A 14,937-nucleotide genomic window follows, 5' to 3' on the forward strand; every position below is an offset into this window, starting at 1 on the left:
ACCTCCTTATAGGTCTTATAGGTGTGATGTGAGTAATTCCGTATGCTGGTATGCGATGGTGATGGCGATGACCAATGCCGCTATCGCCAAAGGGAACAGCAGCACCCAATTGGGTATGGCGAGAGGATTTGCGTCCATACACGCATGCTGTATGGCGGGCAGGATGGCGCACAAGGCCACAATCGCCAAAATCCACAGCCAGCCTTGCTCACGGTGGCCAACCAGTGTGGCGAATACGTCGCTGAGCAGCAGAATGAGCAGCATCAAGGCGGACCAGATCGCACCCGATGCCAGGGAAGCGAAAGAGAAGCCGCGCGCGTGGTAGGGGAAGGCCTCGGCGGGCAGCACGGCGAACAGCATCACGGTGATGACAAGCTGCGCGCCGGCGAATGTCACACAGTAGCCGCCGGTCGCGGCGCGGCATCGCGCCAATCTTCCCCAGCTTCGTCCACGGCGTATGAATACGAATGGATTCGGCCTCATAAGATATTCGGCAGGCTGGCCAAGCGAGAGCAGCGTGCCGAACAGCATGAATACGATAAATCCAAGATTGTCTTCCATACCAGTGACGCCGGCGTATTCGTCGATATGCGGCGCGCCCACGAATACTGCGGGATCCGGCGGCAGGACGAATCGTGCCATCAGCGCGCAATACAGTATGCCGAGCAGCGTGCGGTAAACGGTTCGTCCTCTGATGGCAAGCGTATGGTGCGGCATATCATCGTCTCGCTATTCCTTGAGATGATCGCATCGAGCATGTGCGATCGCGTTGGCGGCGATGAGCATCGCGGCGAGGACGAGAAACGGCAGCACTCGTTCCTGTAGCAGTTGCGATGCGGTGTGAACGGGAAGCGTAAACAGAAAAAGCCAGTCCAATACACGGGGAGCGGCTGCGCTGAATACCCAATCCGCCAAAGCAAACACAATGATGAATGGAGGCGCGACGAACCCCCATGATACGCCGGCACTGATGGGCAGAAACGCTGCCAAACCTATCGCTGTCAATTCCATGAACACTTGTGCGATGATCAATGGCAGTGGCGCGAGCGAAGATGAAAGGAAAGCGGACGGGATCTGCGGCGTTATCGCCCACGCGATGATGGCGGCCAGCGCGGGCAATAGTGAGGCAAGCAGCGCCGCAACCAGCATCCATATCAGGTTGAGCCTCAACTCTGAGCGGGGATCGGTTCGCACCCGCTCGAAACTGGAGAATCGCGTCGAACCAAAGCAGAGCAACAGCAGAAACAGCGGTATGAGATTGTATCCCAGTATGTTGGTGTTCAGCATGACCTGTTGCCATCGGCCCTCGAGATCAGGGCGCGCATAAGACAGCGTATAGGTCGTGATCGCCAGTGCCGCGCAGGCGAGCATGGCCAACTTCGCCAAAGGAACGGCTCTGGCAAGCGGCAAGAGAACATTACCATGCTTCACGACGCACCTCCAACGGATAGCACGCCGCTATCAGAATCATCAGCGCAGGTAACGTGACGGTTGCCCCTAGAAGGCTGCACGCTTGATTCGCCGCACGGACACTCAGAAAATCAATAAAGCTCAAACCGGCCAGAGACGTTCCGTTGGTGGCCATCCACACGGTATACGACAGCACCAGAGGAACGATGACTTCCACATACCGATGCCGTGTCCAGAATGATACGCATATGGACAGGCATGCCAGCAATCCCGAGAGCGCGAATACGTAAAGCAATATGGCCGCCAGCAGCGCGACCTGATTCCGCTCGTAGAATCCGTACACCCACGAGTCGAATGTGATCAACGGATATGATCCGTCGTCGGTGAAATGCCCGTCCACAAACCGCATATGGGGCTCTCTGACGACCGCGACCAGCAAGTTGAGCATCAATGGTGCGGATCCTCCCAGACCGCCCAACAGAAAACCGGAAACCAGCGACGAGCGTACGATCAGCGGTCTTGGAATACGTGCCTTCAGCAGGGACAAACGATTGTTATGACGTTCATTCGCATAGATGCTGCCGCCTGTCAGAGCAGCCAGAAACGGAAGGAGGAACAGATACAGATGGGTTCCCGAGCCGAAATAGTTGAAGAGCAGCATGTAATTGAGAAAGGTCGGTCCGATATCGGGCAGCCGCCAGACACTGGGGAAAGACGTGACCTGCTGCACGACCAGCAATGCGATGGAAACGATGAGCACCGCAATCCAGCGCACGCTGCGGCAACCATCGCGGAATTGCTCTCTCCACAATCGTGTGATCATGTCCCCTCCTTGGTGAAGCGTCATCGCTACTTGGCTTCACTCTAGGGAGCGTTTGCGGGGGAAACCATCATGGGCATACGCGAAACGTGTACATGACTGCTTCCCATCCGTGCGCGGATCGTTCTACGGTGGAAGCGCCGGCGAACGGTTCCAGACGTAGTATTGATGGTCGTGGGGTTGAATACGACGGACACATCCGACGGCATCTTGTCCTTGGATACTGCGATGGTCCGCGGGCGAATCGGAGAGAATGGTGAGTATGGGAGACAAGGCGGACGATAATCCGCCGCAAGGCCGAAAAGCGCTGATCGTCGTCGCCGCGCTTGCCGCGGCATTGACTTTATATACCGTCGCTTGGCTGGAGACGTTGAGCGTATTGTCCTCCATCGTCTGCGCTGCGTATATTGTTCTGCTGCTTGTTATTCCTTGGTGGCCTAAGACTGCCAGCGTGGTGTTGCTCATGTCCGATCCGTTGCTGTATTTTTTGTTCACGGATGTTGCGTCGATTTCTTATTTCGGTAATCTGGTGGCTATTGCGGTTCTTGCATATGAAATCACCAACCGTTCGGCTGCCCTCATGCTCGTAGTATGCAGTTGCGTGCAACTCTTGGAGAATCTGCTGCCCAACACCTATGGAATGGATATCCGAACATATCCGTCGTTTGTGATCATGGACATATTGGCCGCTCTTATGGGGTGTTCGCTTCGATGGCATAAACAATATTTCGAGATGCAACGGCGAATGGAGAATAATGCGGCGCAGATCGAGCGCATGCGCAATAACGAACGAATCGCGCAAAACATCCATGATTCGGTGACGGGAGACCTGTCGTTTATCGTGCGTAAGGCACATCAACGGTCGGAGAATGACGATTGGAGACAAGTGGGGGACGCGGCGTTGACGGCGTTGTCTTCGATGCATCAAATCATCGACAATCTGGACGAAGGATCCTCCGCGCCGCCCATCGATTCAGATTGGGAATCCTTCGTCACAAGGCTTACCGACGCGTTGCGCGTTCATGATCGTCGCATGTGTCAGATCGGCCTTCAAGGGGTCAGCAATGTTCATGTCGTCCGGCATCCCGCCGTGTTGGATAATGCGAGGCAGAAGGCCATCGTCGATTGTCTCAACGAGGTGTTCTCCAATATCATGCGACATTCGCAGCCGGAAGGCGGCTATCAGGTGTCGGTGGAACTGGGGCGTGAGGGCGCGGCGATAATGGCGGTCAACGATTGCCCAGACACGGGCACGGCGATGGACCTTCCCGGTGGCACCGGGTTGGAACATTGGCGGCGCATGATATGCGAGGAGTATCATGGCGCGATGGATGTTGGGGAAACCGATGGACAATGGCGGTTGCGTGTGTTCATTCCGGGGAAAACGGCTTCGATGATCGCAGAAGGGGGCGAATGATATGAATGACCGGAATGCTGGGACAGGCGATTCGGTTGAAGGCCGCGACGGCCGGTTCCATCGGTATCCGGTCAGTTATCGTATCGCCCTGTTGGACAATGACAGGCGAGCGTTGCTTTCCCTGCAGGAACTGGTCGAACAGCATCTGGCGCCATCGCAGGTGATATGGACGGCCGAGCGAGGCGAGGACGCCATCGGACGATGCTGCGACGCTCGGCAGACGCCGGATCTGCTGGTTGTGGATATGTCATTGGAAGGACTGCAGGGGAGTAGCGTATGCCGACGGATACGCGCCCAATCCACGCGGCCGGCCATACTGGGAATCACCAGTTTCTCATTGAACTGGTATCGGCAAAAAGCCTCGGTCTGCGGCATGCAGGGACTGATAGGGAAAAGCGATGACCAGGAAATCGCGCAGGCAATGCGGGTGGTGGCCGCCGGAGGCGCGCTTCCCGGATTCGACACGGCCCAGATGGCGCATCTGCGACTGAAAAACGACCATTCCCTCAATCTGCTGCTCACCATGCGCGAGGAGGAAATCATCTCGTTGTCGGCGGAACGAGGCATGAGCAATCAGGAGATCGGTGATCTGCTGGGAATCGCTGATGCCACGGTCAGAAAGCATATGCAGCATATCGTCGCCAAACTCAACGCGAACAGCGTGCGTCATGCATCGGCCATCTGGCTCAATCAGGCGGAATAACGTCCGCAGGCTGTGTGGCTGTGTTCCTACTGGATGCATGCGTCGCCAAGCGGCATCGCCGATGTGGATAACCGCATAGGCTGGAACCACATCGCCCCGTTCGACTGGACAACGCGCCCATGACTCCCCCACAGTGGGAGCATGGGCGCTTCGCATATCCAACGGGACGCGCATACGCGGCTGCGCGACCTGACGCAACAGCGGAGAGGCGGTGACGTTCCTCCTCCGCCGCCTCCGCCTGCCCGCGCATCGAGATCCGCCGCCAATCGGGTGGCGTTGGAAGATCTGGTCGGTGTCCGTCCGGATGAAGGGCGAACGGAACAAGCCCGCCGCAAGCGCACCCAGCCTCAGATGCGATTCACCTTCCGGCATATGCTGACCGCCGTTCTCATACTGACGGCCTCGTTATGCGCCAGTCTGACCCTGCTGGTGCAGCAGGGCGCGAATATGGCCGCATTGCAGGATTCCGCGGCCTCGCAGACAATCGCGCGACTCCCGGACGCATCCACGGATGCGCAAGACAGTCAAGCGGGCGAATCATCCGACGGCTCCGAAGACGAAGCGACCGACTCCAGTCCGAACGGCACCAGTGGGACGAACCCCACGGATGAACCCCCGACGGAGAACCAAACTCCATCCGAGTCCGAAACATCGGACTCGAATCCCGCGGATGATGGTCTGATCGACCTCAACACCGCCGATGCGCAGGAACTGGACACCCTGCCAGGCGTGGGGCCGGCGATCGCGCAACGCATCCTCGACCACCGCGCCAGCATCGGACGGTTCACCAGCGTGGACCAACTGCTCGACGTCAAAGGCATCGGCATGAAAACACTGGACAAGATGCGGGCGCGGGTGACGGTGCGATGAACGGAACCACACGACCTACGGAACGCGCGCGGCGGCGCGGCATGCCGGCATTCCATCGGGAGCAAGGCAGTCGCGACTGGCGGATGCTGCCGGTCGCCATCGCCATGTGGACGGCAAGCCTCGGCGTGCATGCGGCATTCGAATGGGCGGTCGCGCAGCCGATTCCGCCGACGTTTACGGTCGGCGTCGCGGGATGCGCGATGGCGGTAGTCACGGCAGGCGTGATGGCGGTTCCCGCCATCCCACTGAAACCGCATGTGCGCGCGATGGCGACGATGCTGATATGCGCCGCGATCACCGCGGGCATCGCCACGCTCGCCTTCGACCTGCACGCATGGCATGACCCTGCCTCCATACAGGCGCGCGGGACACCGGCCACCGTCGCCGTGCACGCCCACATCGACGAACCCGTCACCGCCGCCGACCGGCGCGGCTACGACTGCCAGGCCACGGCCCAAACCCGCATCCTCGACGACGGCATCGTACGCCGCGCATCCACCGCATCGATACGCGTATACGCCACCGAACAGGACTGCGCGGGCCTGACACGTGGCGCCGTCATCGCATTCACCGGCACCATCACCCCGGCCGACTGGGGAAACGTGGCGCTCTGGCTCAACGTGCAGGGAACCGATCCCGTACGCCGCATCCGCGACCCAAGCATGGCCGATACAACGGCCACCGCCATGCAGGAGGCCTTTTTCGCCGTCACCGACCGGCTGGACGACCAAGGACGCGTGCTCGTGCCCGGCCTCACCCTGGGACTGCTCGGCCAAGACCACATCGACGACGGCGCAGGACCCGCCATCGACGGCACTTACGCCGCCACACTGGAGGACCAATTCCGACGGGCCGGCATCATGCACCTCATGGCCGTATCCGGCGGACATTTCGCCCTCATCGCCGAACTCACGCGCCGACTGGGCGCATGGCTGCTGCTCGACCGACGCATACGCGCGGCCCTGCTCGCCGCCACCTATATCGCGCTCGCCGCCTTGGTCTTCCCCTCGGCCTCGGTCACACGCGCCCTCATCATGGGACTGATCGCCTCGGCCGGCGTGGCATTGGGCAGGCGCTCGCAACCCATCAGCGCATTGAGCTGGACGGTGGTCATCGTGCTCGTGGCCGACCCCGCCATGTCCCGCAGCTACGGATTCGCGTTGTCCAGCGCGGCCGTGCTGGGCATCGTCATCTGCTCGCCGGCGTTGGAGAAAGCGCTGCGCACGGCCATGCCGAAACCCCTGGCTCAGATGGTCGCGATGACCACGGCCGCGCAACTGTTCACCATGCCGATACAAATCCTTATGGAACCCGAACTGCCCATACTGTCGGTGGCGGCGAACCTGCTGGTCGCACCCGTCGTGGGATGGTCGACCATCACGGGATTGATGGCGTTGCTGGCCGCCTGGGCGAGCCCGGAACTGGCTTACGGATGCGCGTGGCTGTCCTCATGCGGCACCATAGTGATGGAACGCGCCGCGGTCTGGCTCGGCGGCGCCGACATGGCGACCCTGCCATGGAGCTCCGGCGTCGCCGGCGTGGTCTCCATGATCATCGTGGAAGCCGCAGTCGCATCGGGCATGGTCGTGTGCGCCCGCTGGTGGAAACGCCGACGGGTCGCGCAGCCGGGACTGCCCGGAGAGCGTATCGGCGCCACATGGCGCAATCGGCTGGCGATCTGGTTCGATGAGACGGAACGCGTGCTTGTCCAGCGATACGGCGAGATTGGAGACTATGGCCAAAACAGCAGCGGCGAACGCCCCGGTGCGCATCGTATCGGGAGGCGACGCCTATCTCAACGAGCAGACCGTGCGGGACCTGTGCCAGCGGGCTCTGAACGCGCGTCCGGACAGCGAACTCATCGAACTGGACGCCACGCACGCCGGCCGGTACGCCTTCGACGAGGCGGTGAGCCCTTCGCTGCTGTCCGACGTGTCCGTGGTGAAACTGCTCAACGTGCAGAACGCCGATGAGAAACTCGCCGACGCGTTGGTCGACTACTGCAAGCAGGCCTGCGCCGATCCGGCCGGCTCCAGCGTGGTCATCTGCCAGCATGAGGGCGGGGTCAAAGGCAAACGTCTGATCGACCAGCTGGTGAAGGCCGGCGCCGGCAAAGAGGAGGTCCCCGACCTCAAGCGCGCCGACGCGCAGCTGAACTTCGTGCTGCAACGGTTCGACCGCCACGGCCGGCGCGTCGACCCGATGGCCGCCCAGCAGCTGGTTTCCGTGCTGGCGGGCAAAACCGGCGAACTGGCCGCCATGTGCGACCAATTATGCTTCGACTTCGACGACAATCCCATGGGATTGAACCGCGTCAACCAGTATCTGACCGCCAACCCTCAGGTCACCGGGTTCAATGTGGCCGACAAGGCCATGGAGGGGCGCGCCGCGGACGCGATCGTGATGATGCGTTCGGCCGTGGAGCAGGGCATCGACCCCATCGCGCTGATCGGCGCGCTGGCCATGAAACTGCGCACCATGGCCAAAGCGTCGGCCGTGAAGGCGGGCACGATCTCGCAGGCGGAGGCCAAAACGAACCCGTGGGTGCTGAAGAACGCCATGCGCCAACTCTCCGGATGGACCTCCGAAGGGCTCGGGCGTTGCATCCGGACGTTGGCCTGGGCCGATGAGCAAAGCAAAACCAACGGCGGCGACCCCGTCTACGCTCTGGAACAGTCCATCATGCTGATCGCCGGAAAAGGACGGTCTGCCTGATGAACGAGTTCTCCCACTCCATTCCCACCGACGAGGCGATGCGCGGATTCGGTAAACGAATCGCACATATGGTCCGCGGTGGCGACGTGCTGCTGCTGTCCGGCCCTCTGGGCGCGGGCAAAACCACCTTCGCGCAAGGATTCGGCGCGGGGTTGGGCATCGACGGGCCTATCGTGTCGCCGACCTTCACCATCGCCCGCGAACTGGACGGACGGTTCGCGGACGGCACCGCCGCACATCTGGTGCATGTGGACGCGTACCGTCTCGGCGGCAACGCCTACGCGCCCGGACAGAACAGCGCAGAACGGCTGCTCGACGAACTCGAATCCTTGGGGCTTGACGAAGAGCTCGAGGATCCCAGCGACGACACCGTGGTTCTGATGGAATGGGGTGAGCAGATGGCCGCGGCCTTGGCTCCCGAACGTCTCGAAATCCACATCGAGCGTCCGTTGGATATGACTCGGGAGGCGGACGACGCGCCGACCAGCGAGGGGACTAGAATCGTGACGTTGGTTCCGGTCGGCAGCGACTGGCAATCGCGTATCGCATCACTCGACGACATCGGCAAGGAGCGGCAATGACCGAACGGGGAGATCAGTCCAACACCAATACGTTGGTCATCGACACCTCCTATGGCTCCACCGTCGGCATCGTGGGTCGCGAGCCGATCACGGAAACCGATTCGCGCACGCATGTGGAACGTCTGCAGGCCAATATCGCCCGCGTCGTCGCTGAAGCGGGACTGAAGCCCGCCGATTTGGACGAGATCATCGTGGGCACCGGTCCTGCGCCGTTCACCGGCCTCAGGGCGGGCATCGTAGCGGCCAAGGCGCTGGCCTTCGCCACAGGAGCGACGCTGATCGGCTATGACGTATTGTCGGCCCAAGCGCAATGGAACCTGATTCGCCGTTCCAAGGCCGGCACACTGGGCGACGCCGTTGACGGCGACCGTCATGTGCTGACTTTGGCCGTGAACGACGCGCGGCGCAAACAACTGTATTTCCAATTGGAACAGGCTTCGCTGACTGCGAAGCGGCCCGTCCAGGCGCTGATCGCCATGGACATCGACTATCCGGAGAGCGTCGTGGAACGGGTGAACGCCGCCGTGCGGACGTTCGCCGAGGAACATCCCGGCGCGCAGGTCGTGGTGGATGTGATCGGCCATGGCGCGGCGAAATACGCCTCCGTGTTCGAGCGGATGGAGCATCTGGGCGATATCAGCGACGAATCCGTGCTCGACCAAGGAGCTCGGGGACTGTCGATCTTCTGGGAGGATGCCGTGCTCGCGCATGACCTCCAGCCCGACGCCCCCGTGGAGCCGTTGTATCTGCGCCGCCCGGACGCGGAGGTTCCGAACCCGCTCAAGCATGTGCTCGGCCACGCCGGCGCGGACAGGGCCTGAGGGATTCGTATGATCGCCGAATTGGAAACGATCGACCGCGATACGGCGGTGCGCGCCATCGCCGCGATGGAGGCCGAACTGTTCGGACGCGGCGCATGGAGCGAGCGCATGGTGCGCGAGGAGCTGGACGCGCCAGCCCGCACCTATGTCGTGGATATCGAGCCCGACGCCCCGACCGGATCGCCCTCAGCCATCCGTGGATACGCCGGATTCTGGTACGACGGCGAGGACGCCGAACTCATGACCATCGGCGTCGGCAAGGCCCACCAGCGCCAGGGCATCGCCGCCGCGTTGCTGCGGCGTCTGCTGGACGAGGCGTCACGGCAGGGCGCGCGGCGTATGCTGCTTGAGGTGCGCGTGGACAACGAACCCGCGTTGACCCTCTACCATCGCTTCGGATTCGAACGCATGGGGTTGCGCAAACGGTACTATCAGCCCGAAGGCATCGACGCGTACACCATGAGCGTGGAATTGGCTCCGCGCATGGTAGGGTTCGCGCGTGAGGAACACAGGAACGAAGGAGCGGCGCAATGAGCGAAGCGATCGTGCTCGGCATCGAATCCACATGCGACGAAACCGCCGCCGCCGTCGTGCGCGGACGCGAGCTCGTCTCGAACGTCGTGGCCTCATCCATGGAGGAACATGCGCGCTACGGCGGCGTGATCCCCGAAATCGCCTCGCGCGCGCACGCCGAGGCCTTCGTGCCCTGCGTGTCCAAGGCGTTGGCCGACGCGAACATGACCTTGGCCGACGTGGACGCGATCGCGGTCTCCGCGGGACCGGGCTTGGCCGGATGCCTCGCCGTGGGCGTCTCCGGCGCCAAAGCGCTGGCCTGGGCCGCGAACAAGCCGTTGTACGGCGTGAACCACGTCATCGGGCATATCGCCGTCACCCAGCTGCAATTCGGCGCGTTCCCGCCGGATACGATGGCGCTGATCGTCTCCGGCGGGCACACCTCCCTGCTGCATGTGGAGGATGTGGCGCGCAAAATCGACGTGGTCGGCACCACCTTGGACGACGCGGCGGGGGAGTGCTTCGACAAAGTGGCGCGTCTGCTCGGCTTCCCCTACCCGGGAGGTCCGCATATCGACCGCCACGCGCAGGCCGGCGACCCGCACGCCATCCGCGTGCCGCAGGGGCTGACGCAGGGCAAGGCCGGCGCGGCGCATCCGTATGATTTCAGCTTCTCCGGAGTGAAAACCGCCGTGGCCCGCTGGATCGAAACCGAACAGGCTTCGGGTCATGACATCCCCGTGGACGACGTGTGCGCCTCGCTGGCCGACTCCGTGGCCGACGTGCTGGCGAAGAAGGCCATGCGCGGCTGCGAACAATACGGTTCCGACACGCTTATCGTGGGCGGTGGATTCTCCGCCAACTCGCAGCTGCGGGCCAAACTGCTCGAATACGGCGAGAAACATGGCGTCGAGGTGCGGATTCCTCAACTCAAACTCTGCACCGACAACGGCGCGATGGTCGCCATGCTCGGCGTGAACCTCGTGGAGGCGGGCATCGCCCCCAGCGGACCGGAATTCCCCATCGACTCGTCCATGCCGCTGACCACGGTTTCGCTGTAGCGGCGCGCATCGAACCGTTAATCGTCCGATAGATGGTTCGAGGTACCGGGGAGCGGAACGAATCGCATCGGATGCTGCGACATGCCGAGGTGTGTTGATTTGCATTTGAAGGCAAATCATGTAAGCTATGTGACTTGTGCGCGAGAGAAATCAACCGCACGGGAACATATTCCTGCGTAGCTCAGTTGGCAGAGCATCCGACTGTTAATCGGACGGTCGCTGGTTCAAGCCCAGCCGCAGGAGCTCGAGATCGGAGATTTCGGTTTCCGGTCGAGAAAACTGAATATTCCTGCGTAGCTCAGTTGGCAGAGCATCCGACTGTTAATCGGACGGTCGCTGGTTCAAGCCCAGCCGCAGGAGCTTGTTGGGAGCCTCCACTTCGGTGGAGGCTTTTTCTGTATCTGCTCCCATCTGATACATCAGCGCATCGTCGAGCAGTTGCTCCGTGCTCGCTTCTAGGAAACGAGAAGCGTTTACTAGGTCAACCACTGACCAGCTTGTCCTTCCGGACATTTTCTGAGACATGGCAGAGCGGCCTATGCCCATTGCTTCAGCCAATGATGATTGGGAATATCCTCGCGCCGCCAAAAGAAGTCTGACATTAAAGACGATTGTGGATTCGAGTTTTTTCTCCGAAGCCTTGGTCATTGGCGATGCAAGAACGGTGGTCATGTCTAATCCTTTAGCGATAGCGTCATTTGTCAAGTAATTTCATACTTAATTATAGACACGCAAACTATGTTTGACAATTCTAAACAGAGGCATTATGTTTAGAAATATCAAACAAGGAGTAGAAATGGTAAACACACCGGTTAAGGAATGGCTGACCAGTCAGGGTATTTCGTATCGCGACTTAGCGACTCGGATGAACCAGTCTCCTTCCTCCATCTCTCAAAAACTGAATCGTAAGACCAAGTGGCAGGAAGATGATTTGGCGTGGCTTGCTGACAATTTAGGCCTAAGCGCAGATTTTGTGATTGGGAAAGCTGACTATCCCTATCGAAACCAGGCGGAGGCATTGGCATAGTGCTTAAGCCTTGATCGTTTTTGTAAAAGTAGCTCGTTCTTCGGATGGGTGAGTTCAAAGCAAATACAAAATGGCCCTGTTCCGCCGCGTCGTCGAAAAATGTAGCGGAGCAGGGCCGGGATGGTGCGAACCATTGACCGCCGGTATCTGCCAAGACGAAGCGGTCTGCATTGTCCATTGAGTGAATCAAGGAGGTTCACACGCAATGACCATGTTATCGGAACAACCGGTGTGCGTCGTTCACGAGTCCGACTTTACCCGGCGACACGCCGTGGCGCGGGACACGATGTCACCAACTTCACGAGTTCCTTCCAATCCCGAGGCCGCGTATTGGCGTACTCAGGCCGATCTGTACGCACGTCGCGCGGAACGGCTGCTGATCGTCGCGATGGTGTCCTGCTGCCTGTGTCTGGGGTGGGTGTTGTTCGAGCCGTTCATGGCGGTGTCGTGGCTGCCGCTGCCCGTCGCGGGATTGTTGGCTGGCGCGGGCGCGTGGTGCCGGCGTAACGCCTCGGACGCTTTGGATCTGGCCGACTGGTCGATGGAGGTGAAGTGAGCATGGGATTCGCATTCGATAAAGGTTTGGTGGGCGGTCGCGTCGACCCGCTGGACTCAGTGATTCCAGTGGACGCGATGACGTATGCGGGTTCTATCGACGTGCTGGCGGCGCGGGTGACCGGTGATATGACGGTCCGCGAGATCGTGGCGCTGGCGTACCTGGCTGGTCGGCGTGATCTCGCGTCGGAGGTGCGCGATGTGTCGGAGGGCCTGTCCTCGGCGGTCCGCGACTCGATGGAACCAGACAAATTCTCGCTCGGACTGAGAGTCGGAGCCGGGATCGTCGGTGCCGTTGCGGATCGCGAACGCGCCGGCATGTCGATGTGTCTGCATCCCGCCGGATCGGAGGTGGCGCGATGATGGTCGTCGCGATCCTGCTCGGCGTGCTCTTGTGGGCCGGTCTGATGCTGTGGGTGCTTGCCATGTGCCGCGCCGCCCGCGTCGCCGATGACGGTGCCGAACATCAGAACGCCGTCGACCACGGAAGGCCGGCGCGACCATGATCCCGATCTCCCTCACGCCCGCCCAGGCCAGACTGGTGGCGCTCAGCCCCATCGATGGCGCGCAGGATCTGTACGTGTCCACGATGGTCGGCATTCCCCAGGCAAGGGTCAGAGGGGAATGTCTCAGACTGCGCCGCGAGGCGTGGAAGCAATCGATTGCCCGTGCCGGGCATCCCTCTCTTGGCGAAAGGACGCGAAGATGACCGCCGGAACCATGGAGAAGGTCTATCGTCTGCATGACGATCGCGTGACGCCGGCCGCCGGCGCGGTGCTGGCGTATCTCGCTTACCGCGCCTACTACGCCAACGGGCGCGCCTCGTGGCCCGCCATCGACACGATCTCCGACGCGTGCTTCATCCACCGGAAGACCGTGCTGCGCGCGATCGACCTGCTGATCGAACTGAAGTATCTCGAGGTCGCCGAGAACCAGCAGTGGAACGCGGTCGACTCCGAGACCGGCATGCCGAAGCGCAAGAACTACCGCACCAAGGTCTACAACGTCCTTGTCGAGAACTTCGTACATGTCGAGGACGAGGGCAAGGAGGAGGCCGACGACCGGACCGACGCGAAGGCTCTCGCGGCCGGGGAAAACACCGTGGGACAGAATGTCACCCCTGCAAAAACGGCGGAATCAAGCAAAAAACATGACGGGACAGAATGTCACCCCTGCATGCCGGACGATCACGCCGAGGAGGACAGAATGTCTCCGGAAAGTGGACAGAATGTCACCCAACTAACTAATACACCAACTAATAATTACCCCTCTGCCCCTACGGGGCATCTCCCCGCAAGCGGGGCGACCTCCGCCGAGGGCGACCGCTTCTGGACGAGGTTCGTCTCCCTGCGATCCGGGCTCGGCCTGTCCACTCCGAAGCCCCGCAAAGCCGACAACCGCGCCTTGGCGAAACTGTTCTGGGGGCTGGTCACGGCCGGCGTGGCCCGTCCATCGGACCTGATGATCGAAACCGCCGAATGGGCCATGCGCACCGACTGGTGGCCCAAACGAGTCCGCACGGGACGCCAGTTCGCCGAACGTTTTGGCGAGATCCGCGACGACATGAAACTCTCCATGCGAAGCGCGACGGCTGGGAACGCTGCCTGTCCGGACGTTCCGCACGTCCACACGGCCGACTGCGAGCACGTCCGCCGGCTGCTCAACTGCGGGAAATCCGTCGACACGGAGCCGGATCCGCAACGCCGGCGCGAGCATGCCACCCAAGTGTGCGCGTGGCTTGAATCCGGCGCGGGCGAGGACACGGTCGTCGACCAGCTTGTCGCCCTCCTGAAACGCGAAAGAGAACGCTACGAAAGCCAGATGGCCGAACTCTCCCGTCTGCGCGCCGAAAACGGTGGCCGAATGTTCGCTGGCGCGCGTTTGGAGGTGGCGTCATGAGCGGCATCGAGGGAGGCGTGTGCTCGGGACTGCCCTTGCAGATCCAGGACCTCATGTGGGGGCCCGACTCCATCAGGGACGTCGGCGGCCAACGCGCCATGAAGAAGACGGCGGTCCTGTTGTGCGACATGTGCCCGATGCAGTACGAGTGCCTCGCCACTGGCATCCTGAGCCGCGAACAGCACGGCGTCGCCGGCGGAATGCCCCTGAAAGGACGCCGCCAGCTTCGACGCTGCGCCGAGGCGGACGGCGCGAGGATCGGCGACGACGATCCCGCGCCCCGCTCCGCGCTCGTGGTGTGGCTGCGCGAGCATCCCGAACTCGTGCGCGAGATCCGAGCGAGGATGAACAGCCGTCGGGGCCGCCAGAACCGCGCCGAGGACCAGGCCGCGTGGCGTGCCAGGCACGAAGCCGCCGGTGGCGACTGACGCCGGATCCGACGGTCTCGCGGCCGTCCCGCATCACGGGGATACGGTTTCGCGGGAAGTCGCCATCCAGCGGATACGGCACCACGCAGACACAGAAAACAGCGAATACGCGGATAC

Annotated in this window: 18 protein-coding genes, 2 tRNA genes and 1 pseudogene; 18 read left to right on the top strand and 3 right to left on the bottom strand. The window is 61.6% G+C overall.

Annotation, left to right across the window (positions count from 1 at the left end; all coding sequences use genetic code 11):
• Positions 1 to 15 precede the first annotated feature (15 nt).
• The 3 genes from BL8807_RS08895 to BL8807_RS08905 are packed head-to-tail and all read right to left on the bottom strand — an operon-like array spanning position 16 to position 2,233.
• Entirely contained in the window at positions 16 to 717 is a 702-nt protein-coding gene (locus BL8807_RS08895; RefSeq protein ID WP_072724215.1) for a hypothetical protein, read from the bottom strand.
• Between the two features lie 12 nt (positions 718 to 729).
• Entirely contained in the window at positions 730 to 1,431 is a 702-nt protein-coding gene (locus tag BL8807_RS08900; protein ID WP_072724217.1) for a hypothetical protein, read from the bottom strand.
• The gene (locus tag BL8807_RS08905; protein WP_072724219.1) at positions 1,418 to 2,233 is read right to left on the bottom strand and encodes a hypothetical protein; all 816 of its coding nucleotides are present in this window, start codon (positions 2,231 to 2,233) and stop codon (positions 1,418 to 1,420) included. Before BL8807_RS08905 ends, BL8807_RS08900 begins: the two co-directional genes overlap by 14 nt.
• A gap of 259 nt (positions 2,234 to 2,492) precedes the next feature.
• Here BL8807_RS08905 and BL8807_RS08910 point away from each other — a divergent pair, with 259 nt between their 5' ends.
• From BL8807_RS08910 to BL8807_RS09000, 18 genes and pseudogenes are all read left to right on the top strand, one after another.
• Entirely contained in the window at positions 2,493 to 3,647 is a 1,155-nt protein-coding gene (locus BL8807_RS08910) for a sensor histidine kinase (RefSeq protein WP_072724221.1), read from the top strand.
• Position 3,648: 1 nt separating this feature from the next.
• The gene (locus BL8807_RS08915; protein ID WP_083570123.1) at positions 3,649 to 4,350 is read left to right on the top strand and encodes a response regulator; all 702 of its coding nucleotides are present in this window, start codon (positions 3,649 to 3,651) and stop codon (positions 4,348 to 4,350) included.
• A gap of 351 nt (positions 4,351 to 4,701) precedes the next feature.
• On the top strand, positions 4,702 to 5,220 hold the full coding sequence (locus BL8807_RS08920) for a ComEA family DNA-binding protein (protein ID WP_072724223.1): 519 nt from the start codon (positions 4,702 to 4,704) through the stop codon (positions 5,218 to 5,220).
• A gap of 686 nt (positions 5,221 to 5,906) precedes the next feature.
• Positions 5,907 to 6,767, top strand: a pseudogene (locus BL8807_RS12035) (ComEC/Rec2 family competence protein); the annotation flags it as partial.
• A 187-nt stretch (positions 6,768 to 6,954) separates the two neighbouring features.
• Positions 6,955 to 7,935 carry a DNA polymerase III subunit delta gene (gene holA, locus BL8807_RS08930; protein WP_072724227.1) on the top strand — a complete coding sequence of 327 codons (981 nt, stop codon included), beginning with the start codon at positions 6,955 to 6,957 and terminating at the stop codon, positions 7,933 to 7,935.
• Positions 7,935 to 8,516 carry a tRNA (adenosine(37)-N6)-threonylcarbamoyltransferase complex ATPase subunit type 1 TsaE gene (gene tsaE / locus BL8807_RS08935; RefSeq protein ID WP_072724229.1) on the top strand — a complete coding sequence of 194 codons (582 nt, stop codon included), beginning with the start codon at positions 7,935 to 7,937 and terminating at the stop codon, positions 8,514 to 8,516. The genes holA and tsaE overlap by 1 nt, the downstream gene beginning before the upstream one ends.
• Positions 8,513 to 9,337: a tRNA (adenosine(37)-N6)-threonylcarbamoyltransferase complex dimerization subunit type 1 TsaB gene (gene tsaB, locus BL8807_RS08940; RefSeq protein ID WP_072724231.1), complete on the top strand. Its 825-nt coding sequence runs from the start codon at positions 8,513 to 8,515 to the stop codon at positions 9,335 to 9,337. The genes tsaE and tsaB overlap by 4 nt, the downstream gene beginning before the upstream one ends.
• Before the next feature lie 9 nt (positions 9,338 to 9,346).
• Positions 9,347 to 9,871, top strand: a complete 525-nt coding sequence (rimI, locus tag BL8807_RS08945) for a ribosomal protein S18-alanine N-acetyltransferase (protein WP_072724233.1) — start codon at positions 9,347 to 9,349, stop codon at positions 9,869 to 9,871.
• A complete protein-coding gene (gene tsaD, locus BL8807_RS08950; RefSeq protein WP_072724235.1) occupies positions 9,868 to 10,911 on the top strand; it encodes a tRNA (adenosine(37)-N6)-threonylcarbamoyltransferase complex transferase subunit TsaD in 1,044 nt (347 codons plus the stop codon). Before rimI ends, tsaD begins: the two co-directional genes overlap by 4 nt.
• Positions 10,912 to 11,081: 170 nt before the next feature.
• A tRNA-Asn gene (locus tag BL8807_RS08955) sits at positions 11,082 to 11,154 on the top strand.
• A 44-nt stretch (positions 11,155 to 11,198) separates the two neighbouring features.
• Positions 11,199 to 11,271: transfer RNA gene (locus BL8807_RS08960), tRNA-Asn, on the top strand.
• Positions 11,272 to 11,707: 436 nt separating this feature from the next.
• On the top strand, positions 11,708 to 11,938 hold the full coding sequence (locus BL8807_RS08970) for a helix-turn-helix domain-containing protein (RefSeq protein ID WP_072724236.1): 231 nt from the start codon (positions 11,708 to 11,710) through the stop codon (positions 11,936 to 11,938).
• Positions 11,939 to 12,224: 286 nt separating this feature from the next.
• Positions 12,225 to 12,494 carry a hypothetical protein gene (locus tag BL8807_RS08975; protein WP_143147952.1) on the top strand — a complete coding sequence of 90 codons (270 nt, stop codon included), beginning with the start codon at positions 12,225 to 12,227 and terminating at the stop codon, positions 12,492 to 12,494.
• Positions 12,495 to 12,496: 2 nt separating this feature from the next.
• Complete coding sequence (locus BL8807_RS08980; RefSeq protein ID WP_072724240.1) at positions 12,497 to 12,856, top strand: hypothetical protein; 360 nt, start codon at positions 12,497 to 12,499, stop codon at positions 12,854 to 12,856.
• Complete coding sequence (locus tag BL8807_RS08985) at positions 12,853 to 12,999, top strand: hypothetical protein (RefSeq protein WP_158217118.1); 147 nt, start codon at positions 12,853 to 12,855, stop codon at positions 12,997 to 12,999. Before BL8807_RS08980 ends, BL8807_RS08985 begins: the two co-directional genes overlap by 4 nt.
• A complete protein-coding gene (locus BL8807_RS08990) occupies positions 12,996 to 13,202 on the top strand; it encodes a hypothetical protein (protein WP_072724242.1) in 207 nt (68 codons plus the stop codon). Before BL8807_RS08985 ends, BL8807_RS08990 begins: the two co-directional genes overlap by 4 nt.
• Positions 13,199 to 14,392 (top strand): helix-turn-helix domain-containing protein, encoded by a 1,194-nt coding sequence (locus BL8807_RS08995; protein ID WP_072724244.1) that lies wholly within the window; start codon positions 13,199 to 13,201, stop codon positions 14,390 to 14,392. The genes BL8807_RS08990 and BL8807_RS08995 overlap by 4 nt, the downstream gene beginning before the upstream one ends.
• Positions 14,389 to 14,820 (top strand): WhiB family transcriptional regulator, encoded by a 432-nt coding sequence (locus tag BL8807_RS09000; protein WP_072724246.1) that lies wholly within the window; start codon positions 14,389 to 14,391, stop codon positions 14,818 to 14,820. The genes BL8807_RS08995 and BL8807_RS09000 overlap by 4 nt, the downstream gene beginning before the upstream one ends.
• Positions 14,821 to 14,937: the final 117 nt, after the last annotated feature.

It is taken from the genome of Bifidobacterium lemurum, assembly GCF_014898175.1.
Taxonomy (GTDB): domain Bacteria; phylum Actinomycetota; class Actinomycetes; order Actinomycetales; family Bifidobacteriaceae; genus Bifidobacterium; species Bifidobacterium lemurum.

Bases quoted from the DNA above. Each gene is read 5' to 3' on its own strand.
- BL8807_RS08915 (WP_083570123.1), top strand. From the start codon at position 3,649: ATGAATGACCGGAATGCTGGGACAGGCGATTCGGTTGAAGGCCGCGAC.
- BL8807_RS08895 (WP_072724215.1), bottom strand. From the start codon at position 717: ATGCCGCACCATACGCTTGCCATCAGAGGACGAACCGTTTACCGCACG.
- tsaB (WP_072724231.1), top strand. From the start codon at position 8,513: ATGACCGAACGGGGAGATCAGTCCAACACCAATACGTTGGTCATCGAC.
- BL8807_RS08995 (WP_072724244.1), top strand. From the start codon at position 13,199: ATGACCGCCGGAACCATGGAGAAGGTCTATCGTCTGCATGACGATCGC.
- BL8807_RS08970 (WP_072724236.1), top strand. From the start codon at position 11,708: ATGGTAAACACACCGGTTAAGGAATGGCTGACCAGTCAGGGTATTTCG.
- BL8807_RS08910 (WP_072724221.1), top strand. From the start codon at position 2,493: ATGGGAGACAAGGCGGACGATAATCCGCCGCAAGGCCGAAAAGCGCTG.
- rimI (WP_072724233.1), top strand. From the start codon at position 9,347: ATGATCGCCGAATTGGAAACGATCGACCGCGATACGGCGGTGCGCGCC.
- holA (WP_072724227.1), top strand. From the start codon at position 6,955: ATGGCCAAAACAGCAGCGGCGAACGCCCCGGTGCGCATCGTATCGGGA.
- BL8807_RS08980 (WP_072724240.1), top strand. From the start codon at position 12,497: ATGGGATTCGCATTCGATAAAGGTTTGGTGGGCGGTCGCGTCGACCCG.
- BL8807_RS08990 (WP_072724242.1), top strand. From the start codon at position 12,996: ATGATCCCGATCTCCCTCACGCCCGCCCAGGCCAGACTGGTGGCGCTC.
- BL8807_RS08985 (WP_158217118.1), top strand. From the start codon at position 12,853: ATGATGGTCGTCGCGATCCTGCTCGGCGTGCTCTTGTGGGCCGGTCTG.
- BL8807_RS09000 (WP_072724246.1), top strand. From the start codon at position 14,389: ATGAGCGGCATCGAGGGAGGCGTGTGCTCGGGACTGCCCTTGCAGATC.
- BL8807_RS08920 (WP_072724223.1), top strand. From the start codon at position 4,702: ATGCGATTCACCTTCCGGCATATGCTGACCGCCGTTCTCATACTGACG.
- BL8807_RS08905 (WP_072724219.1), bottom strand. From the start codon at position 2,233: ATGATCACACGATTGTGGAGAGAGCAATTCCGCGATGGTTGCCGCAGC.
- tsaD (WP_072724235.1), top strand. From the start codon at position 9,868: ATGAGCGAAGCGATCGTGCTCGGCATCGAATCCACATGCGACGAAACC.
- tsaE (WP_072724229.1), top strand. From the start codon at position 7,935: ATGAACGAGTTCTCCCACTCCATTCCCACCGACGAGGCGATGCGCGGA.
- BL8807_RS08975 (WP_143147952.1), top strand. From the start codon at position 12,225: ATGTCACCAACTTCACGAGTTCCTTCCAATCCCGAGGCCGCGTATTGG.